Origin of the sequence: Erwinia sp. PsM31, from assembly GCF_030433775.1 — a bacterium.
Classification (GTDB): domain Bacteria; phylum Pseudomonadota; class Gammaproteobacteria; order Enterobacterales; family Enterobacteriaceae; genus Erwinia; species Erwinia aeris.
Genome location: NZ_JARUWZ010000006.1, coordinates 88,330 through 105,074 on the forward strand (window position 1 = coordinate 88,330; position 16,745 = coordinate 105,074).

Annotated in this window: 15 protein-coding genes; 12 read left to right on the forward strand and 3 right to left on the reverse strand. The window is 55.9% G+C overall.

Annotated features, from left to right (window positions below):
* The gene (glyS, locus tag QCD69_RS07205; RefSeq protein ID WP_253456621.1) at positions 1-2,070 is read left to right on the forward strand and encodes a glycine--tRNA ligase subunit beta; all 2,070 of its coding nucleotides are present in this window, start codon (positions 1-3) and stop codon (positions 2,068-2,070) included.
* 70 nt (positions 2,071-2,140) lie between these two features.
* Here the strand turns inward: glyS and QCD69_RS07210 are convergent, their stop codons facing one another.
* Positions 2,141-3,187 carry an NAD(P)-dependent alcohol dehydrogenase gene (locus QCD69_RS07210; RefSeq protein WP_301251537.1) on the reverse strand — a complete coding sequence of 349 codons (1,047 nt, stop codon included), beginning with the start codon at positions 3,185-3,187 and terminating at the stop codon, positions 2,141-2,143.
* Between the two features lie 130 nt (positions 3,188-3,317).
* Between QCD69_RS07210 and QCD69_RS07215 the strand changes: the two genes are divergently transcribed.
* Positions 3,318-4,793, forward strand: coding sequence for a glucosyltransferase domain-containing protein (locus QCD69_RS07215; protein WP_253456628.1), 1,476 nt, complete (start codon positions 3,318-3,320; stop codon positions 4,791-4,793).
* A 75-nt stretch (positions 4,794-4,868) separates the two neighbouring features.
* On the opposite strand, the gene QCD69_RS07220 is transcribed toward QCD69_RS07215, so the two are convergent.
* Positions 4,869-5,162, reverse strand: a complete 294-nt coding sequence (locus QCD69_RS07220; protein ID WP_125289253.1) for an HTH-type transcriptional regulator — start codon at positions 5,160-5,162, stop codon at positions 4,869-4,871.
* A gap of 131 nt (positions 5,163-5,293) precedes the next feature.
* On the opposite strand from QCD69_RS07220, the gene QCD69_RS07225 reads away from it, so the two are divergent.
* From QCD69_RS07225 to QCD69_RS07265, 9 genes are all read left to right on the forward strand, one after another.
* Complete coding sequence (locus tag QCD69_RS07225) at positions 5,294-5,530, forward strand: hypothetical protein (protein WP_301251539.1); 237 nt, start codon at positions 5,294-5,296, stop codon at positions 5,528-5,530.
* 567 nt (positions 5,531-6,097) lie between these two features.
* Positions 6,098-6,814, forward strand: coding sequence for a FadR/GntR family transcriptional regulator (locus QCD69_RS07230; RefSeq protein WP_253456634.1), 717 nt, complete (start codon positions 6,098-6,100; stop codon positions 6,812-6,814).
* A complete protein-coding gene (locus QCD69_RS07235) occupies positions 6,811-7,809 on the forward strand; it encodes an ABC transporter ATP-binding protein (RefSeq protein WP_253456636.1) in 999 nt (332 codons plus the stop codon). The genes QCD69_RS07230 and QCD69_RS07235 overlap by 4 nt, the downstream gene beginning before the upstream one ends.
* Positions 7,806-8,897, forward strand: a complete 1,092-nt coding sequence (locus tag QCD69_RS07240) for an ABC transporter ATP-binding protein (RefSeq protein WP_253456639.1) — start codon at positions 7,806-7,808, stop codon at positions 8,895-8,897. Before QCD69_RS07235 ends, QCD69_RS07240 begins: the two co-directional genes overlap by 4 nt.
* Positions 8,894-10,408, forward strand: a complete 1,515-nt coding sequence (locus QCD69_RS07245) for an ABC transporter substrate-binding protein (RefSeq protein ID WP_301251542.1) — start codon at positions 8,894-8,896, stop codon at positions 10,406-10,408. The genes QCD69_RS07240 and QCD69_RS07245 overlap by 4 nt, the downstream gene beginning before the upstream one ends.
* Positions 10,409-10,423: 15 nt before the next feature.
* Complete coding sequence (locus tag QCD69_RS07250; protein ID WP_253456645.1) at positions 10,424-11,365, forward strand: ABC transporter permease; 942 nt, start codon at positions 10,424-10,426, stop codon at positions 11,363-11,365.
* Positions 11,366-11,367: 2 nt separating this feature from the next.
* Entirely contained in the window at positions 11,368-12,243 is an 876-nt protein-coding gene (locus QCD69_RS07255; RefSeq protein ID WP_253456648.1) for an ABC transporter permease, read from the forward strand.
* 15 nt (positions 12,244-12,258) lie between these two features.
* Positions 12,259-13,860 carry a gamma-glutamyltransferase family protein gene (locus tag QCD69_RS07260; protein WP_253456651.1) on the forward strand — a complete coding sequence of 534 codons (1,602 nt, stop codon included), beginning with the start codon at positions 12,259-12,261 and terminating at the stop codon, positions 13,858-13,860.
* A 370-nt stretch (positions 13,861-14,230) separates the two neighbouring features.
* The gene (locus QCD69_RS07265; protein WP_253456654.1) at positions 14,231-14,524 is read left to right on the forward strand and encodes a hypothetical protein; all 294 of its coding nucleotides are present in this window, start codon (positions 14,231-14,233) and stop codon (positions 14,522-14,524) included.
* Positions 14,525-14,527: 3 nt separating this feature from the next.
* Here QCD69_RS07265 and QCD69_RS07270 read toward each other — a convergent pair whose 3' ends face one another.
* On the reverse strand, positions 14,528-15,316 hold the full coding sequence (locus tag QCD69_RS07270) for a DUF4225 domain-containing protein (protein WP_253456657.1): 789 nt from the start codon (positions 15,314-15,316) through the stop codon (positions 14,528-14,530).
* 647 nt (positions 15,317-15,963) lie between these two features.
* On the opposite strand from QCD69_RS07270, the gene QCD69_RS07275 reads away from it, so the two are divergent.
* Positions 15,964-16,674: a DUF3053 domain-containing protein gene (locus QCD69_RS07275; RefSeq protein ID WP_253456659.1), complete on the forward strand. Its 711-nt coding sequence runs from the start codon at positions 15,964-15,966 to the stop codon at positions 16,672-16,674.
* The last annotated feature ends 71 nt before the right edge of the window (positions 16,675-16,745 follow it).

The following is a 16,745-nucleotide window of genomic DNA, read 5'->3' on the forward strand; positions in this document are numbered from 1 at the left end:
ATGACTGAAAAAACATTTCTGGTGGAGATCGGCACCGAAGAGCTGCCACCGAAGGCGCTGCGCAATCTTGCCGAAGCCTTTGCCGCGAATTTTACCGCCGAACTGGATGCCGCCGGCCTGACGCACGGCGAAGTAAACTGGTATGCCGCGCCTCGTCGTCTGGCGCTGAAGGTCGCAGACTTAAGCGCTGCGCAGCCCGATCGCGAAGTGGAAAAGCGCGGCCCGGCCATCGCCGCGGCTTTTGATGCCAACGGCGTCGCCACCAAAGCGGCGGAAGGCTGGGCGCGCGGCTGCGGTATCACCGTCGATCAGGCCGAGCGTCTGAGCACCGACAAAGGCGAATGGCTGCTGTATCGCGCCCATATGAAAGGCGAAAGCGCGCAGTCGCTGCTGCCTGCGATGGTTGCCACCTCGCTGGCGAAGCTGCCTATTCCTAAACTGATGCGCTGGGGCGATTCCGACGTGCAGTTTGTGCGTCCGGTACACACCGTGACGCTGCTGCTGGGCGAAGAGAGCATTCCGGCCACCATTCTGGGTATCGACTCCGCCCGCACTATTCGCGGCCACCGCTTTATGGGCGAGCCGGAATTCACTCTCGATAATGCCGATCAATACCCGCAGATCCTGCTGGAGCGCGGCAAGGTGCAGGCCGACTTCGAGGCGCGTAAAGCGCAGATCAAAGCCGATGCCGAAGCCGCAGCGAAAGAGATTGGCGGCCATGCCGATCTGAGCGACAGCCTGCTGGAAGAGGTCGCCTCGCTGGTAGAGTGGCCGGTAGTGCTGACGGCAAAATTCGAAGAGAAGTTCCTCGCGGTGCCGGCCGAAGCGCTGGTTTACACCATGAAAGGCGACCAGAAGTATTTCCCGGTTTACGACGATGCGGGCAAGCTGCTGCCGCACTTTATCTTTGTGACCAACATCGAGTCGAAAGATCCGTCGCAGATTATCGCCGGTAATGAAAAAGTGGTGCGTCCTCGTCTGGCCGATGCGGAATTCTTCTTTAATACCGATCGCAAACAGCGTCTGGAAGACAATCTGCCGCGTCTGGAAACCGTTCTGTTCCAGAAAGAGCTGGGCACGCTGCGCGATAAAACCGACCGCATTCAGGCGCTGGCTGGCTGGATTGCCGCACAGACTGGCGCTGACGTCAATCATGCGACCCGCGCCGGTCTGCTGTCCAAATGCGACCTGATGACCAATATGGTGTTCGAGTTCACCGACACGCAGGGCGTGATGGGCATGCACTACGCCCGTCATGATGGCGAAGCGGAAGACGTTGCCGTGGCGCTGAACGAGCAGTATCAGCCGCGCTTTGCCGGTGATGAACTGCCGTCCAACCCGGTCGCCTGCGCGCTGGCGATTGCCGACAAGATGGACACGCTGGCGGGTATTTTCGGCATCGGCCAGCATCCAAAAGGCGATAAAGATCCGTTCGCGCTGCGTCGTGCCGCGCTGGGCGTGCTGCGTATTATCGTCGAGAAGAATCTGCCGCTGGATCTGCAAACGCTGACCGAAGAAGCGGTGCGCCTGTATGGCAGCAAGCTGAGCAACGCGAAAGTGGTCGATGACGTGATCGACTTTATGCTGGGTCGCTTCCGCACCTGGTATCAGGAAGAAGGCCACAGCATCGACACCATCCAGGCCGTGCTGGCTCGTCGCCCTACTCGTCCGGCGGATTTCAACGCGCGTATGAAAGCCGTGTCCCACTTCCGCACCCTGGAAGAGGCGGCTGCGCTGGCGGCGGCTAACAAGCGTGTCTCCAACATTCTGGCGAAATCCAGCGAAACGCTGAACGACAGCGTGCAGGCCTCGCTGTTGAAAGAGAACGAAGAGATCCAGCTGGCGACCTACGTGTCTGCCTTAAGCAGCAAGCTGGCGCCTTACTTCGCGGAAGGCCGCTATCAGGATGCGCTGATCGAGCTGGCGCAGCTGCGCGCCGCCGTGGATAACTTCTTTGAGAAAGTCATGGTGAACGCGGAAGATCGTGAAGTGCGCATCAACCGTTTAACCCTGCTGACCAAACTCCGCCAGCTGTTCCTGGAAGTTGCGGATATTTCTCTGCTGCAGTAAATCCTCCTCCCACCTGAGGGAAGGGGTTTAAAGCTGACGGTAACAAACCCGCCATAACGGCGGGTTTTTTTTAGCCTTTCGCTTTCATATCAATCACAAAGCGGTACTTCACGTCGCCTTTCAGCATCCGCTCAAACGCCATTTCTACGTCTTCCAGACGGATAACTTCCACGTCTGACACAATGTTGTGCTCGCCGCAGAAATCCAGCATCTGCTGCGTTTCCGCAATGCTGCCGATAGAGGTGCCGGAAATGCTCAGACGCTTAAAGACGACCGGCGTCACGTTTGGCGACTTGTGCGGCGCATCCGGGATGCCGACCAGCACCAGATGACCGTTGGTTTTCAGCGCGTTGAGATAAGGATCGAGATCGTGCGGTGCGGCCACGCAGTCCAGAATAAAGTCGAGGCTGTTGGCCTGCGCCGCCATCTGCTCTGCATCTTTAGACACCACCACGCTGCTGGCACCCAGGCGCAGCGCATCTTCGCCTTTGGCCGGCGAAGTGGTAAACAGCACCACTTCCGCGCCCAGCGCGCTGGCCAGCTTGACGGCCATATGCCCTAAACCGCCCAGGCCAATAACGCCCACGCGCTGGCCGGGCTGAATATTCCAGTGTTTAAGCGGCGACCAGGTGGTTACGCCCGCGCACAGCAGCGGCGCGACCGCGCTCAGCGTCAGGTTTTCCGGCACGTTAACCACGAACTTGCTGTCTACGACGATGCTGTCGGAATAGCCGCCGAAGGTTTTACCACCGATCGTTTTCTCTTCGCCGTTATAGGTAGCGGTAAAGCCCGCTTCGCAATATTGCTCTTCGCCCTGACTGCACTGCGAGCAGTGGCCGCAGGAGTCGACCATCACGCCGACACCGACCAGGTCGCCCGCTTTGAAGGTGCTAACGTCGCTGCCGGTAGCAATCACGCGGCCTACAATTTCATGGCCGGGCACCAGCGGAAACGTGCTGACGCCCCATTCGTTGCGCGCCATATGCAGATCGGAGTGGCAAACGCCGCAGTAGTGGATATCAATATGCACATCGCCGGCTTGCAGTTCGCGGCGTTGAAATTCGAATGGTTCAAGAGAAGTAGTGGCAGATTTTGCTGCCAGGCCTTTAACCTGCATGTGGCTGTCCCCTGTTGGGCAAAGCCGCGTAGAGTAGAGAAATGCGCGGGCCGGGGCAAGCCGGAATTGTAAATGAGAGTGGAAAGGCTTTAGTTAATTAATATACAATCAACGCTTTAGGTACAATGGTATGAAACCCGCTTTTCGTTACCTTTTGTGTTGCACTGCACTCTTCGCTTTTCCGCTGCTTATCGCTAACAACTATTATATTGACGATATTGGCCGCTCGACCCTGGGCTATACCAACTGGGGGGCAGATGGACGTCCTCTTGCTGATATAGTGATGAAGCTGCTTTTTCTCAGCTCGCATATGACCGATATATTTCCCCTGCCTTTGCTGCTGAGCATTTTTATGCTGGCATTCAGTCTGCATCAAGTCACGAAAAAAGCGCTTACAGGCTGGCAGTTACCGGGCCTTGTATTAATCCCGCTGACTTTTTTTGCCAACCCCTATCTGGCAGAAGTCTTTTCCTACCGATTTGATGTTCTTACGCTTACGGCAGCCATCAGTCTCAGCCTGCTTTACTTTTGCCTTCCTTCACACAATCGCTGGCTAAGGTTTGTGACAGGCACGATGATGTTGATTGCTATTTATTGTCTGTACCAGACGGCGATCAATATTGCGGTTCTGCTGGTAATGGCAGGGCTTTATCAGCAAATGGCCAGACAGGATACGGCGAAGGCAATCCTCACCACGCTCTTGCATCGCGTCGTTGAAGTGCTGCTTGCCACGGTAATCTATCTGAAGCTTATTCTGACGGTCACTTTCTCCGGAAAAAACGAGGCCAATCACCCGGCGCTGGCGGTTGGCAACCTGTGGAAAACATGGACAGAGAATAGTGAAGCCTACAGCCAGTTTATTGCCGATACGCTGGTTAAAAATCATGGCGGAATGCACTACCTGCTTGGCATAACGATCGCTATGTGGCTATCGGCTCTGGCGTTAAGCCTGCTTTTTTTACGCCGTCAGCGCGACGTCATGGCCGCTGCCGTTGCCGTTATCGCATTGATTACGCCTTTTATTGCCCTGTTAATGATCCCTGGCAGCCTGCTGCTGTTGCAAAATCCATTGCTCTCCGCTCGCTCGTTGATCGCTGTCAGTGGCTTCATGCTTCTTGCCGCTTTAGTCATTAATTATGCCCTGACGCCCCGCCTACAACAGGCTAACTGGCTGCTGCTGATCCCTGTTGTATACGGCATGACGGCTTATTACGCTTACGGCAACGCGCTGCGCCAGCAGGATAAATTTAATCAGAGCCTGGTTCAGGAAATAAAATGGGATATGCGGGAGCTACCGTCTGAAAGTTTTTATTTGTTCTTTAACGGACAGGCGCCGCGATCGCCTGTTTATACTAACTCATTGAAAAACTATCCGATGCTTTCAGTAATGGTTCCTGATTATTTCGCTAACTGGTACTGGCCTTTCCCTTATATGAAAAATAATGGGTTTTCAGCGCTGTGGCCTGCGCCAGACAGTGGCGTCACGACGGATACCGCCCAATACCTTTGTCACGGAAAACCTGTTGCGCAGAATCAGGATTATATGATGTACAGAAAAGATAAGGTGATATTGATTGATTTCACTCATGCCAGCTGCGGCAGCTAAGACAAAATCTTAAAACACAAAACCCGCCAGCGGGCGGGTTTTTCAATTACTGGCACAGCAAAAGACCGTTTTTTACTATCCCAGCAGCTCACGGCTGAGACAAGGATTTGATTGGATCAACAGCATTAATTTTTGAGCACTGCGCGAAGGTTTACTGCGCTTCGCTTCCCAGCTCTTAACCGAGGAAACACTAACGCCCATTGCCAGGGCAAACTCATCAACTTCCATGCCGGTAATTTCCCGTATGCGTTTTGGTTCGGGCATTAACACTTCACCCTTTAATGCGGGAGCGGCCTGGATAACTTCACGCGTAAGCACAATGTGCTCAAGGCTGGACAACAACTCACCCATTGGGTCTTTAACTTCCATAGAGCACTCCTCATAAAAATCACGAATGTGAACAACCAGAGGGAGGATCTGAGGCCCAGATCCCGAATGCTGGCGAACAACAGCCTGAGGAGCTCATCGAGACAGCGCAGGTTAACGCCAGGATTTTTAGTATGGGCGCAAACTCAAACTTTTGCGCTCAAATTTTTGACTATTTTTTAAACCTGAACGCCAAAAATCTTTACATCCCGACAGACGGCTTCAGGCTACGCCATACGGGGCCTGAGGTGGTAACGATTACAGGAAACTGGACAGAGAGTAAGCAGAACGGTAGTTATCAGAAAATTCCTAACACATGGATAACTTTGCTGCTGACAGAAAAAATAAAGCGGCGCATTAGGGCAGATTAAGCGTAGCCGTCAGCGTGGCGGTTTTGCTCTTTGCCGCTGGCGTAGAACAGAGCGTTCCTGCGCCACATTCGGCCCGGTTAAGCGTTTGATTATTCACAATCTGGCAGGGTGAGTATTCCGCGCCGCTAAAAATTCTATTAATAACAATCCGACAGATGGATTATTCGGCGGCGCTAAAAATCCTGTTAATAACAATCTGGCCGATTAATTATTAAAAATGCCATTACTAACAATCCGGCAGATTGATTATTTGGCGCCTCTCCTTTACTGCTACGGAAAAAGCTATCTGGTCAATTTGCTATGCCCCGCCATTAATCTGCACGCCGGTGGCGCTTTATGTCTGCCCACATCTGCACCAAAAAGCGGCATCTTACTGCCTGCCGTTTCCCACCCGGCTGAACAGGTAAAATTTATAATATTTAAATTCAAACGCTTACGTAAATAACCGCGCCGCTCTGCCGTACCAATTCAATATTGGTTCGCTTTTTGCCTCTGTTATCTCCGTGGCTGGCCGTTCGATTACCGCTGCCGTCGCACTATTTCAGGGGCTGAAGAAGCGAACCAATCATGACTGATACAACAAATTCCACCAGTTCCCATTCCGCGCTGGAAAAGCTGCGCCAGCTGATCCAGCAGCAGGAAGCCCAACCGGCTAACCCGCTGCCTACTGAACGGGAGCTGGCCGAACGGTTTTGCGTGGGCCGTCGTGAGATCCGCCGGGCGCTGGACGTGCTGGAAGAAGAAGGCCGCATCTGGCGCAAGCAGGGTAAAGGCACGTTTGTCGGCCCGGCCGCGCCGGTTCAGCCGCTGGCGCTGCACGATTTGCCGCAGCGCTCAAATCTGCTGGAAGTGATGGAGGCCCGTATTCAGCTGGAGCCGGGGCTGGCTCGTCTGGCCGCCCTGCGGGCCAGCGGCGAGCAGGTTGCGCTGATGCAGCGGCTGATGGAGAGGATGCAGAGCATCGCCCCGGACGACAGCGATCGGCACGAACTGTGGGACAGCGCGTTTCACCGGGCTATCGCCGAAGCTGCAGGCAACCGTCTGATGCTGGGGTTGTTCGACGCGGTCGACGCGGTTCGCCGGGATCCGGGCTGGCAGCACCTGCGCGTGCTGGCGCGAACGACGGATCGGCTGCACAGCTACGACGACCATCACCAGCGGCTGGTGCAACATATCGCGGAGCGGCAGCCGCAGGAGGCCGCCGCGGCCATGCGTGAACATTTACTGGCGCTGCAACAGGCGCTCATCGAAGCGCTCAGCGGTGATAAAGAGGAGCTGCCATGAAGGCCACAACGCCGGTGCTGGCTCTGCGCCAGCTCAACGTTCGTTTTAAAGGCAGTCCCGTCAGCGTGCTGGACGATATTTCGCTTCAGGTCGAAGCTGGCGAAACGCTGGCGCTGGTCGGCGAATCCGGCTGCGGTAAAAGCATCACCTCGCTGGCGCTGATGGGCCTGCTGCCCGACAGCGCGGAGATCGTTCAGGGCGAAATCACTTTTCTCAATCGGCCGCTACAAACCCTGAACGCACGCGACTATGCCGATCTGCGCGGCAACGAGCTGGCGATGATTTTTCAGGAGCCGATGACCTCGCTCAATCCCGCTTTCACGCTGGGCGATCAGCTGAGCGAAGCCGTGATGCGTCATCATGCGGTAAACCGCCGTGAAGCGATGGCCGTAGCGCTGGCAATATTAGAAAAGGTGCAGATCCCGGCGGCGGAAATGCGGCTGAAAGCCTATCCACACCAGCTTTCCGGCGGGATGCGCCAGCGCGTGATGATCGCGATGGCGCTCATCAACCGGCCAAAGCTGTTGATTGCCGACGAGCCTACCACCGCGCTGGACGTTACCATCCAGGCGCAGATCCTGGCGCTGCTTAACAGCTTGCAGAAGGAAACCGGCACGGCGGTGCTGATGATTACGCATGACCTGGGCGTGGTTGCCGAAGTGGCGCAGCGCGTGGCGGTGATGTATGCCGGACAGGTGGTCGAAACCGGCGACGTCGCGGAAATTTTCCGCGATCCGCAGCATCCCTACACGATTGGCCTGATGGGTTCCATTCCCGGCGCCGCTACCCGCACCACTACGCTGGCCACCATTCCTGGCGCCGTGCCGCTGCCGGAACAGATGCCCCAGGGCTGCCGCTTCGCCACCCGCTGTCCGTTTGCCGAAAAACGCTGCCACCAGCATAAACCCGCCCTGCAAGCTATCGGCGTCCGCCATCAGGTCGCCTGTTTTCGCGCCCCGCTGGAAGAGCACGTGACGTCTGGAGAATGCGCATGACCTTACCCATCCTTGAATGTAGCGATTTAACAAAAACCTTTCCTGGCCCGACGCGGCTATTTAAGCGCAACCCTCACGTCACGGCTGTCGATCGCATTTCGTTGCAGGTGATGCCGGGCGAAACGCTGGCTATTGTCGGGGAATCCGGCAGTGGCAAATCGACGCTGGGTCGGCTGCTGCTGCGGCTGCTCGCCCCTTCTCAGGGGCAGGTTTTTTATCAGGGCGAAGAGATCACCAAAGCCAGCGGCGCACGTCTGAATCAGCTGCGTCGTGAACTACAGATTATTTTTCAGGATCCCTTCGCCTCGCTTAACCCGCGCATGACCGTGGAGCATATCGTCGGCGAACCCTTATGGCTGCACGAGTCGCTATCCGGCAGCCAACGGCAGGAAAAAGTCGCCGAACTGCTGCAAACGGTTGGCCTTCCCGCCGTCTGGGCACGGCGCTATCCGCATGAGTTTTCCGGCGGCCAGCGCCAGCGTATCGGTATTGCCCGCGCGCTGGCTTCCGGCCCGAAGCTGCTGCTGGGCGATGAGCCGGTTTCCGCGCTGGACGTGTCGGTACAGGCACAGGTAGTGAATCTGCTGGAAAGCCTGAAGCAACAGTTTGGCCTGACCATGATCGTGGTGGCGCACGGGCTGGGCGTGATCCGCCATATGAGCGATCGCGTCGCGGTGATGTATCTGGGACAGATTGTAGAGCTGGCGACGGTAGAGGAAATTTTCGATGCGCCGCTGCATCCCTATACCCAGGCGCTGATCGCTTCGGCTCCCCGGTTGCAGCCGGGCGCCGCTCGCCAAATTCCCGTTTTGCAGGGCGACTTGCCCAATCCCGCCGCGCCGCCAAAGGGCTGTCGTTTTCATACCCGCTGCCCTTACGTCAGCGACGAATGCCGCGTGCTGGAACCTATTCAACAGGTGATTGCCGGTGGCCGCCAGGTGGCCTGCCACCGCTGGCAGGAGATCAACCGTGACCGCAGCGTGATCACCGTTACGCCGCCTTCAGACGCTTTTCTGCGCCGTCGCGCGCTATTCGATCGGGCGGTAAAACACCGCGCTTTAACCTCTTTGGGAGAGATAACGCCATGAATCTACGCCATACTTCACTCGCCGCCCTTAGTGGCCTGCTGCTGCTGGGCAGCTTACCGGCGCAGGCGGAAAGCACGCTGCGGATCGGCCTGGGCGCCGATCCGGATATGCTCGACCCGCACCTTGCCCGCACCTACTATGGCCGCTTTGTCTTTGCCGCGCTCTGCGATCGTCTGGTGGATATTGATGAAAAGCTACAGGTGGTACCGGGCCTCGCGACCGACTGGAAATGGAGCGAGGACGGCAAAACGTTAACCATGAACCTGCGCCAGGGCGTGACTTTTCAGGACGGCGAAAAGTTTGATGCTGCTGCGGTAAAATTCAATCTCGATCGTGCCATGACGCTGCCCGGCTCGCTGCGTAAAAGCGAGCTTTCTTCCGTTGAGTCGGTGGAGGTGGCTTCGCCTTCTCAGGTTATTCTGCATCTGAAAAATGCCGACGCGGCGCTGCTCAGCCAGCTGACCGATCGCGCTGGCACAATGCTGGCGCCGAAAGCCGCCGTAAAGCCTGATTTTGCCATGCATCCGGTCTGTTCCGGCCCTTATCAGTTTGCCAGCCGGGTGCAGCAGGATCGCATCGTCCTGAAACGCTTTGACCACTACTGGAATAAGTCGGCCTATCATTTTGATAAGGTGGTTTTTTTGCCCATTCCCGATGCCTCGGTGCGCCTGGCTAATCTGCGTTCCGGCGATCTCGATCTGACCGAAGGCATTGCCGCCAGCGATGTCAAAACCGTTACCGCCGACAGCCGCCTGAGCCTGGTCAAAGTCACCGGACTGGGCTATCAGGGCATCACCTTTAATATCGCTAACGGCAAAACCGCGCCGGACAGCCCGTTTGCAAAAGATGCCCGCGTGCGTGAGGCTTTTTCGCTGGCTATCGATCGCGACGCGCTGAATCAGGTGGCGTTTGAAGGCCAGTACACGCCGGCTAATCAGGCTTTCTCCCCCGTCAGCCCTTACCACGTTAAGCTGCCCGTTCCCGCGCGCGACGTGGAAAAAGCCAAAGCGCTGCTTGCCGCCGCCGGCGTGAAAACGCCGCTCAACGTAACGCTGCTGGTCACCAACAATCCCACCTCGCAGCAGGTAGGCCAGGTGATCCAGGCGATGGTCAGCGAGGCGGGCTTTAACGTGAACCTGCAAATGAGCGAGTTTGCTACCTTGCTGGATCGCCAGCAGCGCGGCGACTTTCAGCTCAGCCTTTCCGGCTGGTCAGGCCGTCCCGATCCTGACGGCAGCATCTTCGCGTTTATCAACAGCAAAGGCACCCTGAACGATGGCCGCTACGGCAATCCACAGGTGGATAGCTGGCTGACCGAAGCCCGCCAGACCAACGATATAGCCGCCCGTCAGGCGTTGTATAACAAGGTGGTGCAGCAGCTACAAAGCGATATGCCGATCGCTTACCTCTATTTTGAACCGCGTATTTTTGGCATGACCAAAAAACTCCAGGGCTTTAAGGCCTGGCCGGACGGGCTGGTGCGCCTGGCTGGCGTAACGATGACGCCGTAAGGCGCAGGAGCGACCATGCTGGAACTGATCTGTAAACGCGTGCTGCTGGCGATCCCGACGCTGTTTCTGGTGAGCATAATGGTCTTTTCGCTGCAAAAGCTGCTGCCGGGCGATCCGATCCTCGCGATGGCGGGCGAAGAGCGTGACCCGGCGGTAATTGCGCAGCTAAGAGAGCATTATCACCTGAACGATCCACTGCCTTCGCAGTACTTTTACTGGCTGGGCAACGCGCTGAAGGGCGATCTCGGCACTTCTATTCGTACTCAGGAACCGGTGACCGCGCTGATTAGCAGCAAGCTGCCGGTGACGCTGGAACTGTCGCTGCTGGCGATGCTAGTGGCGCTGCTGGTTGGCATCAGCATGGGCATCGTCGCGGCGGTGCGGAAAAACAGCTGGGTCGATCACGCCACCAATTTCGTGGCGCTTTCCGGTATCTCCGTGCCGCATTTCTGGCTGGGCATTCTGCTGATCCTGCTCTTTTCCGTGCATCTTCAGTGGCTGCCCGCTTCCGGCTACGTCAGCCTGAGCGAGAGCGTGTCGCAAAATGTGAAAACGCTGCTGCTGCCCGCGCTGGTGCTGGGAACGGGCCTGGCCGCGTCGCTGATGCGCCATACGCGCGCTTCGATGATTGCCGTGCTGAAGGCGGATTATATCCGCACCGCCAGAGCCAAAGGGCTGCTGCCGAAAAAGGTGATCCTGAAGCACGCTTTCCGCAACGCGCTGGTGCCGGTGATCACGCTGACAACGCTATTGTTTGGCGAACTGCTGGGCGGCGCGGTGCTGACCGAACAGGTTTTTACCCTGCCCGGCTTTGGCAAGATGATCGTCGATGCGGTGTTTAACCGCGATTACGCCGTGGTGCAGGGCGTGGTGCTGGTGGTGGCTATTGGCTTTCTGCTGCTGAACCTGCTGGCCGATGTACTTTACGTGCTGATTAACCCGAAAATGCGAGGCTGACCATGAGTGAAGTTCTGACGGCTGGCGGCGCGGTGGCCCTGCGCAAGCCCACTAATCGGGTGCTGAAAAAATTTCTCGGCAATAAAAGCGCGATGATCGGCGCGGTGATTGTGGCGCTGTTTGTGGCGATGGCGCTTCTCGCGCCCTGGCTGGCCCCTTTCGATCCGATCAAAGCCGATTTCCTGGCCGTGCGCAAAGCGCCTTCCGCTATGCACTGGCTCGGCACCGATGAACTGGGGCGCGATATTCTGTCGCGGATGATTTGGGGAGCGCGCACTTCGCTGCTGGCAGGCTGTATTTCCGTGGCGATCGCCATTCTGATTGGCGTCCCGCTGGGGCTGATTGCCGGTTACCGACAGGGCCTGTGGGACGGCGTGATTTCACGCTTTATCGAAGCGCTGCTGGCCTGTCCTTTCCTGATCCTGGCGATTGCGCTGGGCGCTTTTCTTGGCCCCAGCCTGGGTAATGCGATGATCGCTATCGGCCTGTCGGCCATGCCCATCTTCGCCCGCCTGACGCGTGGCCAGGTGATTGCTATCCGTAACGAAGAGTATATCGACGGCGCGCGCGCTATCGGCCTGCCCGATCGCTGGATCGTGCTGCGCTATGTGCTGCCCAACGTGCTGTCGCCGATCCTGGTGCAGGCCACGCTGGCCGTCGCTTCCGCCATTATTACCGAGGCGAGCCTGTCGTTTCTGGGCCTGGGCCAGCAGCCGCCCAATCCTTCCTGGGGCGCGATGCTCAACACCGCCAAAGGCTTTCTTGAACAGGCACCGTGGATGTCCATTTTTCCCGGCCTTGCCATTTTTTTGATTGTGCAGGGCTTTAATCTGCTGGGCGACGGACTGCGCGACGCGCTCGATCCGCGCAACGATTAACTTTAAGGAACCGCTATGAGTGGAATCAGTGATTTTAACGTGGGCTATCCGTCTTATCGCGTGCCGATGATGGGCCGCAACGCCGTCGCCGCCTCGCAGCCGCTGGCGGCACAGGCCGGGATCAAAATGCTCCAGCTTGGCGGTAATGCGGTGGACGCGGCGATTGCGACAGCTATCGCCCTGACCGTGGTGGAGCCGACCGGCAACGGCATTGGCAGCGATGCCTTCGCTATCGTCTGGGACGGCAACGAACTTCATGCGCTGAATGCTTCAGGCCGCGCACCCGCCGCCTGGTCACGCGAAACCTTCGCCCATTTGCAGGCGATGCCGGAGATTGGCTGGGATTCGGTAACCGTGCCGGGCGCGGTGTCCGCCTGGGTTGAGCTGGCGGAGCGTTTCGGTACGCTGCCGTTAACCACGCTGGCCCAGCCGGCCATCGACTATGCGCGTAACGGCTTTCCGGTGTCGCCGCTGATAGGGCACCTGTGGGAACGCGGCTACCAGAAGCTGCGCGATCAGCCAGGCTTTAGCGCCTGCTTTGCGCCCGAAGGCCGTCCGCCGCGCGTCGGCGAGCTGTTCCGCAATCCTCGCCAGGCGGAAACCCTGGAGAAAATCGCCGCCACCAACGGCGAAGCTTTCTACCGCGGCGAGCTGGCGGAAAAAATCGCCGCTTTCGCCAAAGAGCACGGCGCGGCGCTGACGCTGGAAGATTTGCACAACCACCGCGCCGACTGGGTGACGATGCTTTCCCGCCCTTTTGCCGGCGGTTCGGTGCAGGAGCTGCCGCCGAACGGTCAGGGCATCGCCACGCTGATGGCGTTGGGCATTCTGGAACAGTGGGATATTGAGCGTTACGAGCCGGATTCGGCGCAGTGGCTGCATCTCTCTATTGAAGCGATGAAGCTGGCGCTGGTGGATCTGGAACGTTATATCGCCGACGAAGAGCACATGGAGTTTCCTGCTGAACTGCTGCTGAGCGACGACTATCTGCGGGAACGCGCCGCGCTGATCGATCCTCATCAGGCCGGCGATTTTACCTTTGGCGCGCCGAAGCAGAGCGGAACGGTTTACCTTTCTACCGCCGATGCTAACGGCATGATGGTGTCGTTTATTCAGTCAAATTATATGGGCTTCGGCTCTGGCGTCGTGGTGCCCGATACCGGCATCAGCCTGCAAAATCGCGGCGCAGGCTTTGTGCTGGAGGAAACGCATCCCAACGTGGTGGCGGCCGGCAAGCGCGCTTTCCATACCATTATCCCCGCTTTCGCACTCGACGGCGACGGCCAGCCGCTGATGTCGTTTGGCGTAATGGGCGGCCCGATGCAGGCGCAGGGGCATTTACAAATGGCGCTGCGCATTATGCTGCATAAGCAGAATCCTCAGGCGGCCATTGACGCGCCGCGCTGGCGCGTGGTGGCGGGCCGGGAAGTGATTGTCGAACCGGCGTTAGATCGCAACGTCATTGCCGCCTTACGAGCGATGGGCCATCACATCGTGGTGGAAGATCCGCTGCAGACCTACAGCTTCGGCGGCGCGCAGGCGATAGTTCGCGATCCGCAGGGATTCTGGATAGCCGCCACCGAAAGCCGCAAGGACGGCCAGGCACTGGTATTTTGAGGCTTATGCTCTGCCTTTGAGCAGCCACAGTTTCGGATTGCCCGTACTGCAACGGGCATGGCCGGCAGATGGGCAAGCGGCGGATCGGCGTACAGGCGGGCTATATCAGTGCCAGAAATGATCCAGTCATCCTGGTGCCGGAACTGGCCGCCCTTTTTCGAAAAGCTGGTAGCTAAATGCGAAAAAGCAAAGGCCATGTAGATCACCTTTTTCAGAAAGCGGCCCGTTCATAATTCTGCTTTTCTCTTAAAACCTTTCGGGTGGCTATAATATGCCTCCCGAAGGTTTTCCAGCCCACAAAATACTATATTGCATAATAGATTCGGGTTAAAATTGCTCATAATGGATTTGCAAATAAAGGAAAGGTGCGATGGATAATGTGGATTTAAGCAAACTTAGCGAAAAGGAAAGGATTTACGTTGAACGTATGTCAGAAGGTGAGGGCTGGACAATACATGAAACCTTAAGGCGCCTGCTCAGAGTTTTTAAAGTTGTCTTACTCATGGTCTTTATTATTACAGCTATTGGTGTTGTTGAGTTTATCAGGTCTGATAATGGTAGCTTTTACTCTTACCTTTTTGTTTACTTTATTGTCCTTGTGGTTTTTTATTTTATGGCCCCCGTAAAATTGGGAGCCAAGATAATTTATTATAAGTTAATATAATTCTTAGCGTTGGTCGTAAATGCTTTTAAGAGTAATGCTATCTCCCAGCGCCTCCAAAGCTAATGAAGGCGCTCCAACAACTTTTACATTTCTGATAAAATCTGATGGCAGATAACGGTAAAGTCGCCAGGAATCTGGTTTAAGAATCATTCTTGCTAAACCATATCCTGAAAGAGATATGTCAGCCACACTATATGCTACACGGCCTGTAGTCGCGCTGAAACCGAGGAATTTGGCAGTTTTCACATAACCACTACGCAAGAATCCTTGTGTATCATTCTGATTAATTTTTATATTTTGAAAACTTTCGTATACATTATTTGCTCCATGCAAAACTATAGTTGCTCCTGCAATAACACCTATTACATTACCGGTGAGTATAGAAGTCACCACTATACCTGCTCCGGCCACTATTTGTCCGGTCCCTATAATCACACCCACACCGTTAATAAAATACCCCCATGTTCCGAGAGTATTGGTCAGCTCTGCTGACACCACAACCCTGGCCTTTTTAATATTAAGAGAAAGGCTCTGCTCACTAATAAACGCTTTTTCCTGATGCAGATTATCCAGGAAGAACTTGCATTCTCGTTCACTACTGGCTCTGTTAATCGATTTCAGCTGTTCTTCTATAAAACTGCCCATTTCACGATTAAAATTTTCGCGTAATATCAGGCTTTTGATATGCCGTATTCCAGCCTGTCTGGCCATGTCTCTGAGCGCATCCGCCTTACCCATTGCCTGTATGCGGTAAACTTTTTTAAAGCGATTCTTATCCAGATAGTTATCCATAACGATTCCTTGTTATCAGTGCCAGAAATGTATACCACAGCGGTAATGTCAGGCACAAAGCTACGGCGCTTAACCAGAAGCTGAAAATTTGCTTCTGCATAAAACGGGTCTATTCCCGCTGGCAGGTAGGATTTCTGTGCCTATGCCGTTTACAAATTAGCGATTACAGGAAAGATCAACAAACCGGTATAGGAGGAATAACGCTGCTGGGAGCGTTATATTTGGCATATGAAAGGCTATACAGGATCACAGGATTATTTTTTCGGGGCCCAGAAACGCCCGGCAGCTCGAGCAGAGAAAAGAGAGATACACAGGCTATGGATTTATTCGGATGCCGTAATCCAGGCCCAACATTGCTGGCGCGAACCCCACAAAATTTGTGAAAAAGGCAGCCCGTCCTCTTCATGAAGTCAGGCAAAATCAGGCTGGCCTTCCCGCATGTAAGAAGACATAAGCGACAAGGCTACACAACCTGTGGAAAAGCGACCGCACAGGCAGAAATCTGAGTGCTTTCCAACCGAAAATTAAATTTTCTTCACGTATAAGCAACCGATTTCCGTATCCTCGTCAGTCGAGTTGAACTATTCTTCAGAGGCGACACAGGTCGCCTTTTGCTTGTAGCATTTCTATTACAGGAGTTACTTCCGATGACGACAGGAACCATTCGCGGCTGGACGCGTCTGCTGGCGCCTTTTATGGCGCTGATGCTGGTGTTTCAGCTAACGGGTTGTGGCGATAAAGAAGCGGATCAGCGCAAAGCCTTTATCGATTTTCTGCAAAATACGGCGATGCGCAGCGGCGAACATCTGCCCGCCCTTAGTGAAGATCAGAAACAGCGTGTCGGTAATTACGCCAGCGACTACGCTATTGTTTATGGCTTCTCCCAGCAGGTTAACCGCGCGGTGGATAACGGTCTGAAGCCGGTAGTGGATGAATTGTCTGCTATCCGTGCGCCGCAGGACTACCTGACCCGTCGCGATTCTCTGCGTCAGGCCAGCGGTTCGCTGGAGGTGCTGGCACAACAGATCCAGACGGCGAAAACGCAGGCCGACAGCAGCAAAGCCGGGCTGAAACAGCCAGCGGAGCTGAAAACGGTGTATGACAACCTTTATAACAAGGTCGTCACGCAGCCAGCCGATACGCTGCTGCCGCTGCTGCCTGCATTACAGAAGCTAAGCCAGGACGCGGTGCAGACGGGCGATTTCCTGCAGCAGCAGGGTTCGCAGGTGACCTTTAACGGTCAGACCATACAGTTCCCGACCCAGCAACAGGCGACCCAGTACAACACGCTGATGAGCAATATTTCTGCCAATGCGCATGCGCTTGGTCAGGCGCAAATCGCGCTGCAGGGCCAGTAACATTTTGCTGCGGGCCGCTCGCTTTAAACGGCCCGCCTCTTCTTCCGCTCAACAGCCCTTATCAGTCACAG

Coding starts and splice junctions, on each gene's coding strand:
- QCD69_RS07270 (WP_253456657.1), bottom strand. CDS start 15,316: ATGGATAACTATCTGGATAAGAATCGCTTTAAAAAAGTTTACCGCATA.
- QCD69_RS07245 (WP_301251542.1), top strand. CDS start 8,894: ATGAATCTACGCCATACTTCACTCGCCGCCCTTAGTGGCCTGCTGCTG.
- QCD69_RS07265 (WP_253456654.1), top strand. CDS start 14,231: ATGGATAATGTGGATTTAAGCAAACTTAGCGAAAAGGAAAGGATTTAC.
- QCD69_RS07240 (WP_253456639.1), top strand. CDS start 7,806: ATGACCTTACCCATCCTTGAATGTAGCGATTTAACAAAAACCTTTCCT.
- QCD69_RS07220 (WP_125289253.1), bottom strand. CDS start 5,162: ATGGAAGTTAAAGACCCAATGGGTGAGTTGTTGTCCAGCCTTGAGCAC.
- QCD69_RS07255 (WP_253456648.1), top strand. CDS start 11,368: ATGAGTGAAGTTCTGACGGCTGGCGGCGCGGTGGCCCTGCGCAAGCCC.
- QCD69_RS07210 (WP_301251537.1), bottom strand. CDS start 3,187: ATGCAGGTTAAAGGCCTGGCAGCAAAATCTGCCACTACTTCTCTTGAA.
- QCD69_RS07230 (WP_253456634.1), top strand. CDS start 6,098: ATGACTGATACAACAAATTCCACCAGTTCCCATTCCGCGCTGGAAAAG.
- glyS (WP_253456621.1), top strand. CDS start 1: ATGACTGAAAAAACATTTCTGGTGGAGATCGGCACCGAAGAGCTGCCA.
- QCD69_RS07225 (WP_301251539.1), top strand. CDS start 5,294: ATGGGCGCAAACTCAAACTTTTGCGCTCAAATTTTTGACTATTTTTTA.
- QCD69_RS07235 (WP_253456636.1), top strand. CDS start 6,811: ATGAAGGCCACAACGCCGGTGCTGGCTCTGCGCCAGCTCAACGTTCGT.
- QCD69_RS07215 (WP_253456628.1), top strand. CDS start 3,318: ATGAAACCCGCTTTTCGTTACCTTTTGTGTTGCACTGCACTCTTCGCT.
- QCD69_RS07275 (WP_253456659.1), top strand. CDS start 15,964: ATGACGACAGGAACCATTCGCGGCTGGACGCGTCTGCTGGCGCCTTTT.
- QCD69_RS07250 (WP_253456645.1), top strand. CDS start 10,424: ATGCTGGAACTGATCTGTAAACGCGTGCTGCTGGCGATCCCGACGCTG.
- QCD69_RS07260 (WP_253456651.1), top strand. CDS start 12,259: ATGAGTGGAATCAGTGATTTTAACGTGGGCTATCCGTCTTATCGCGTG.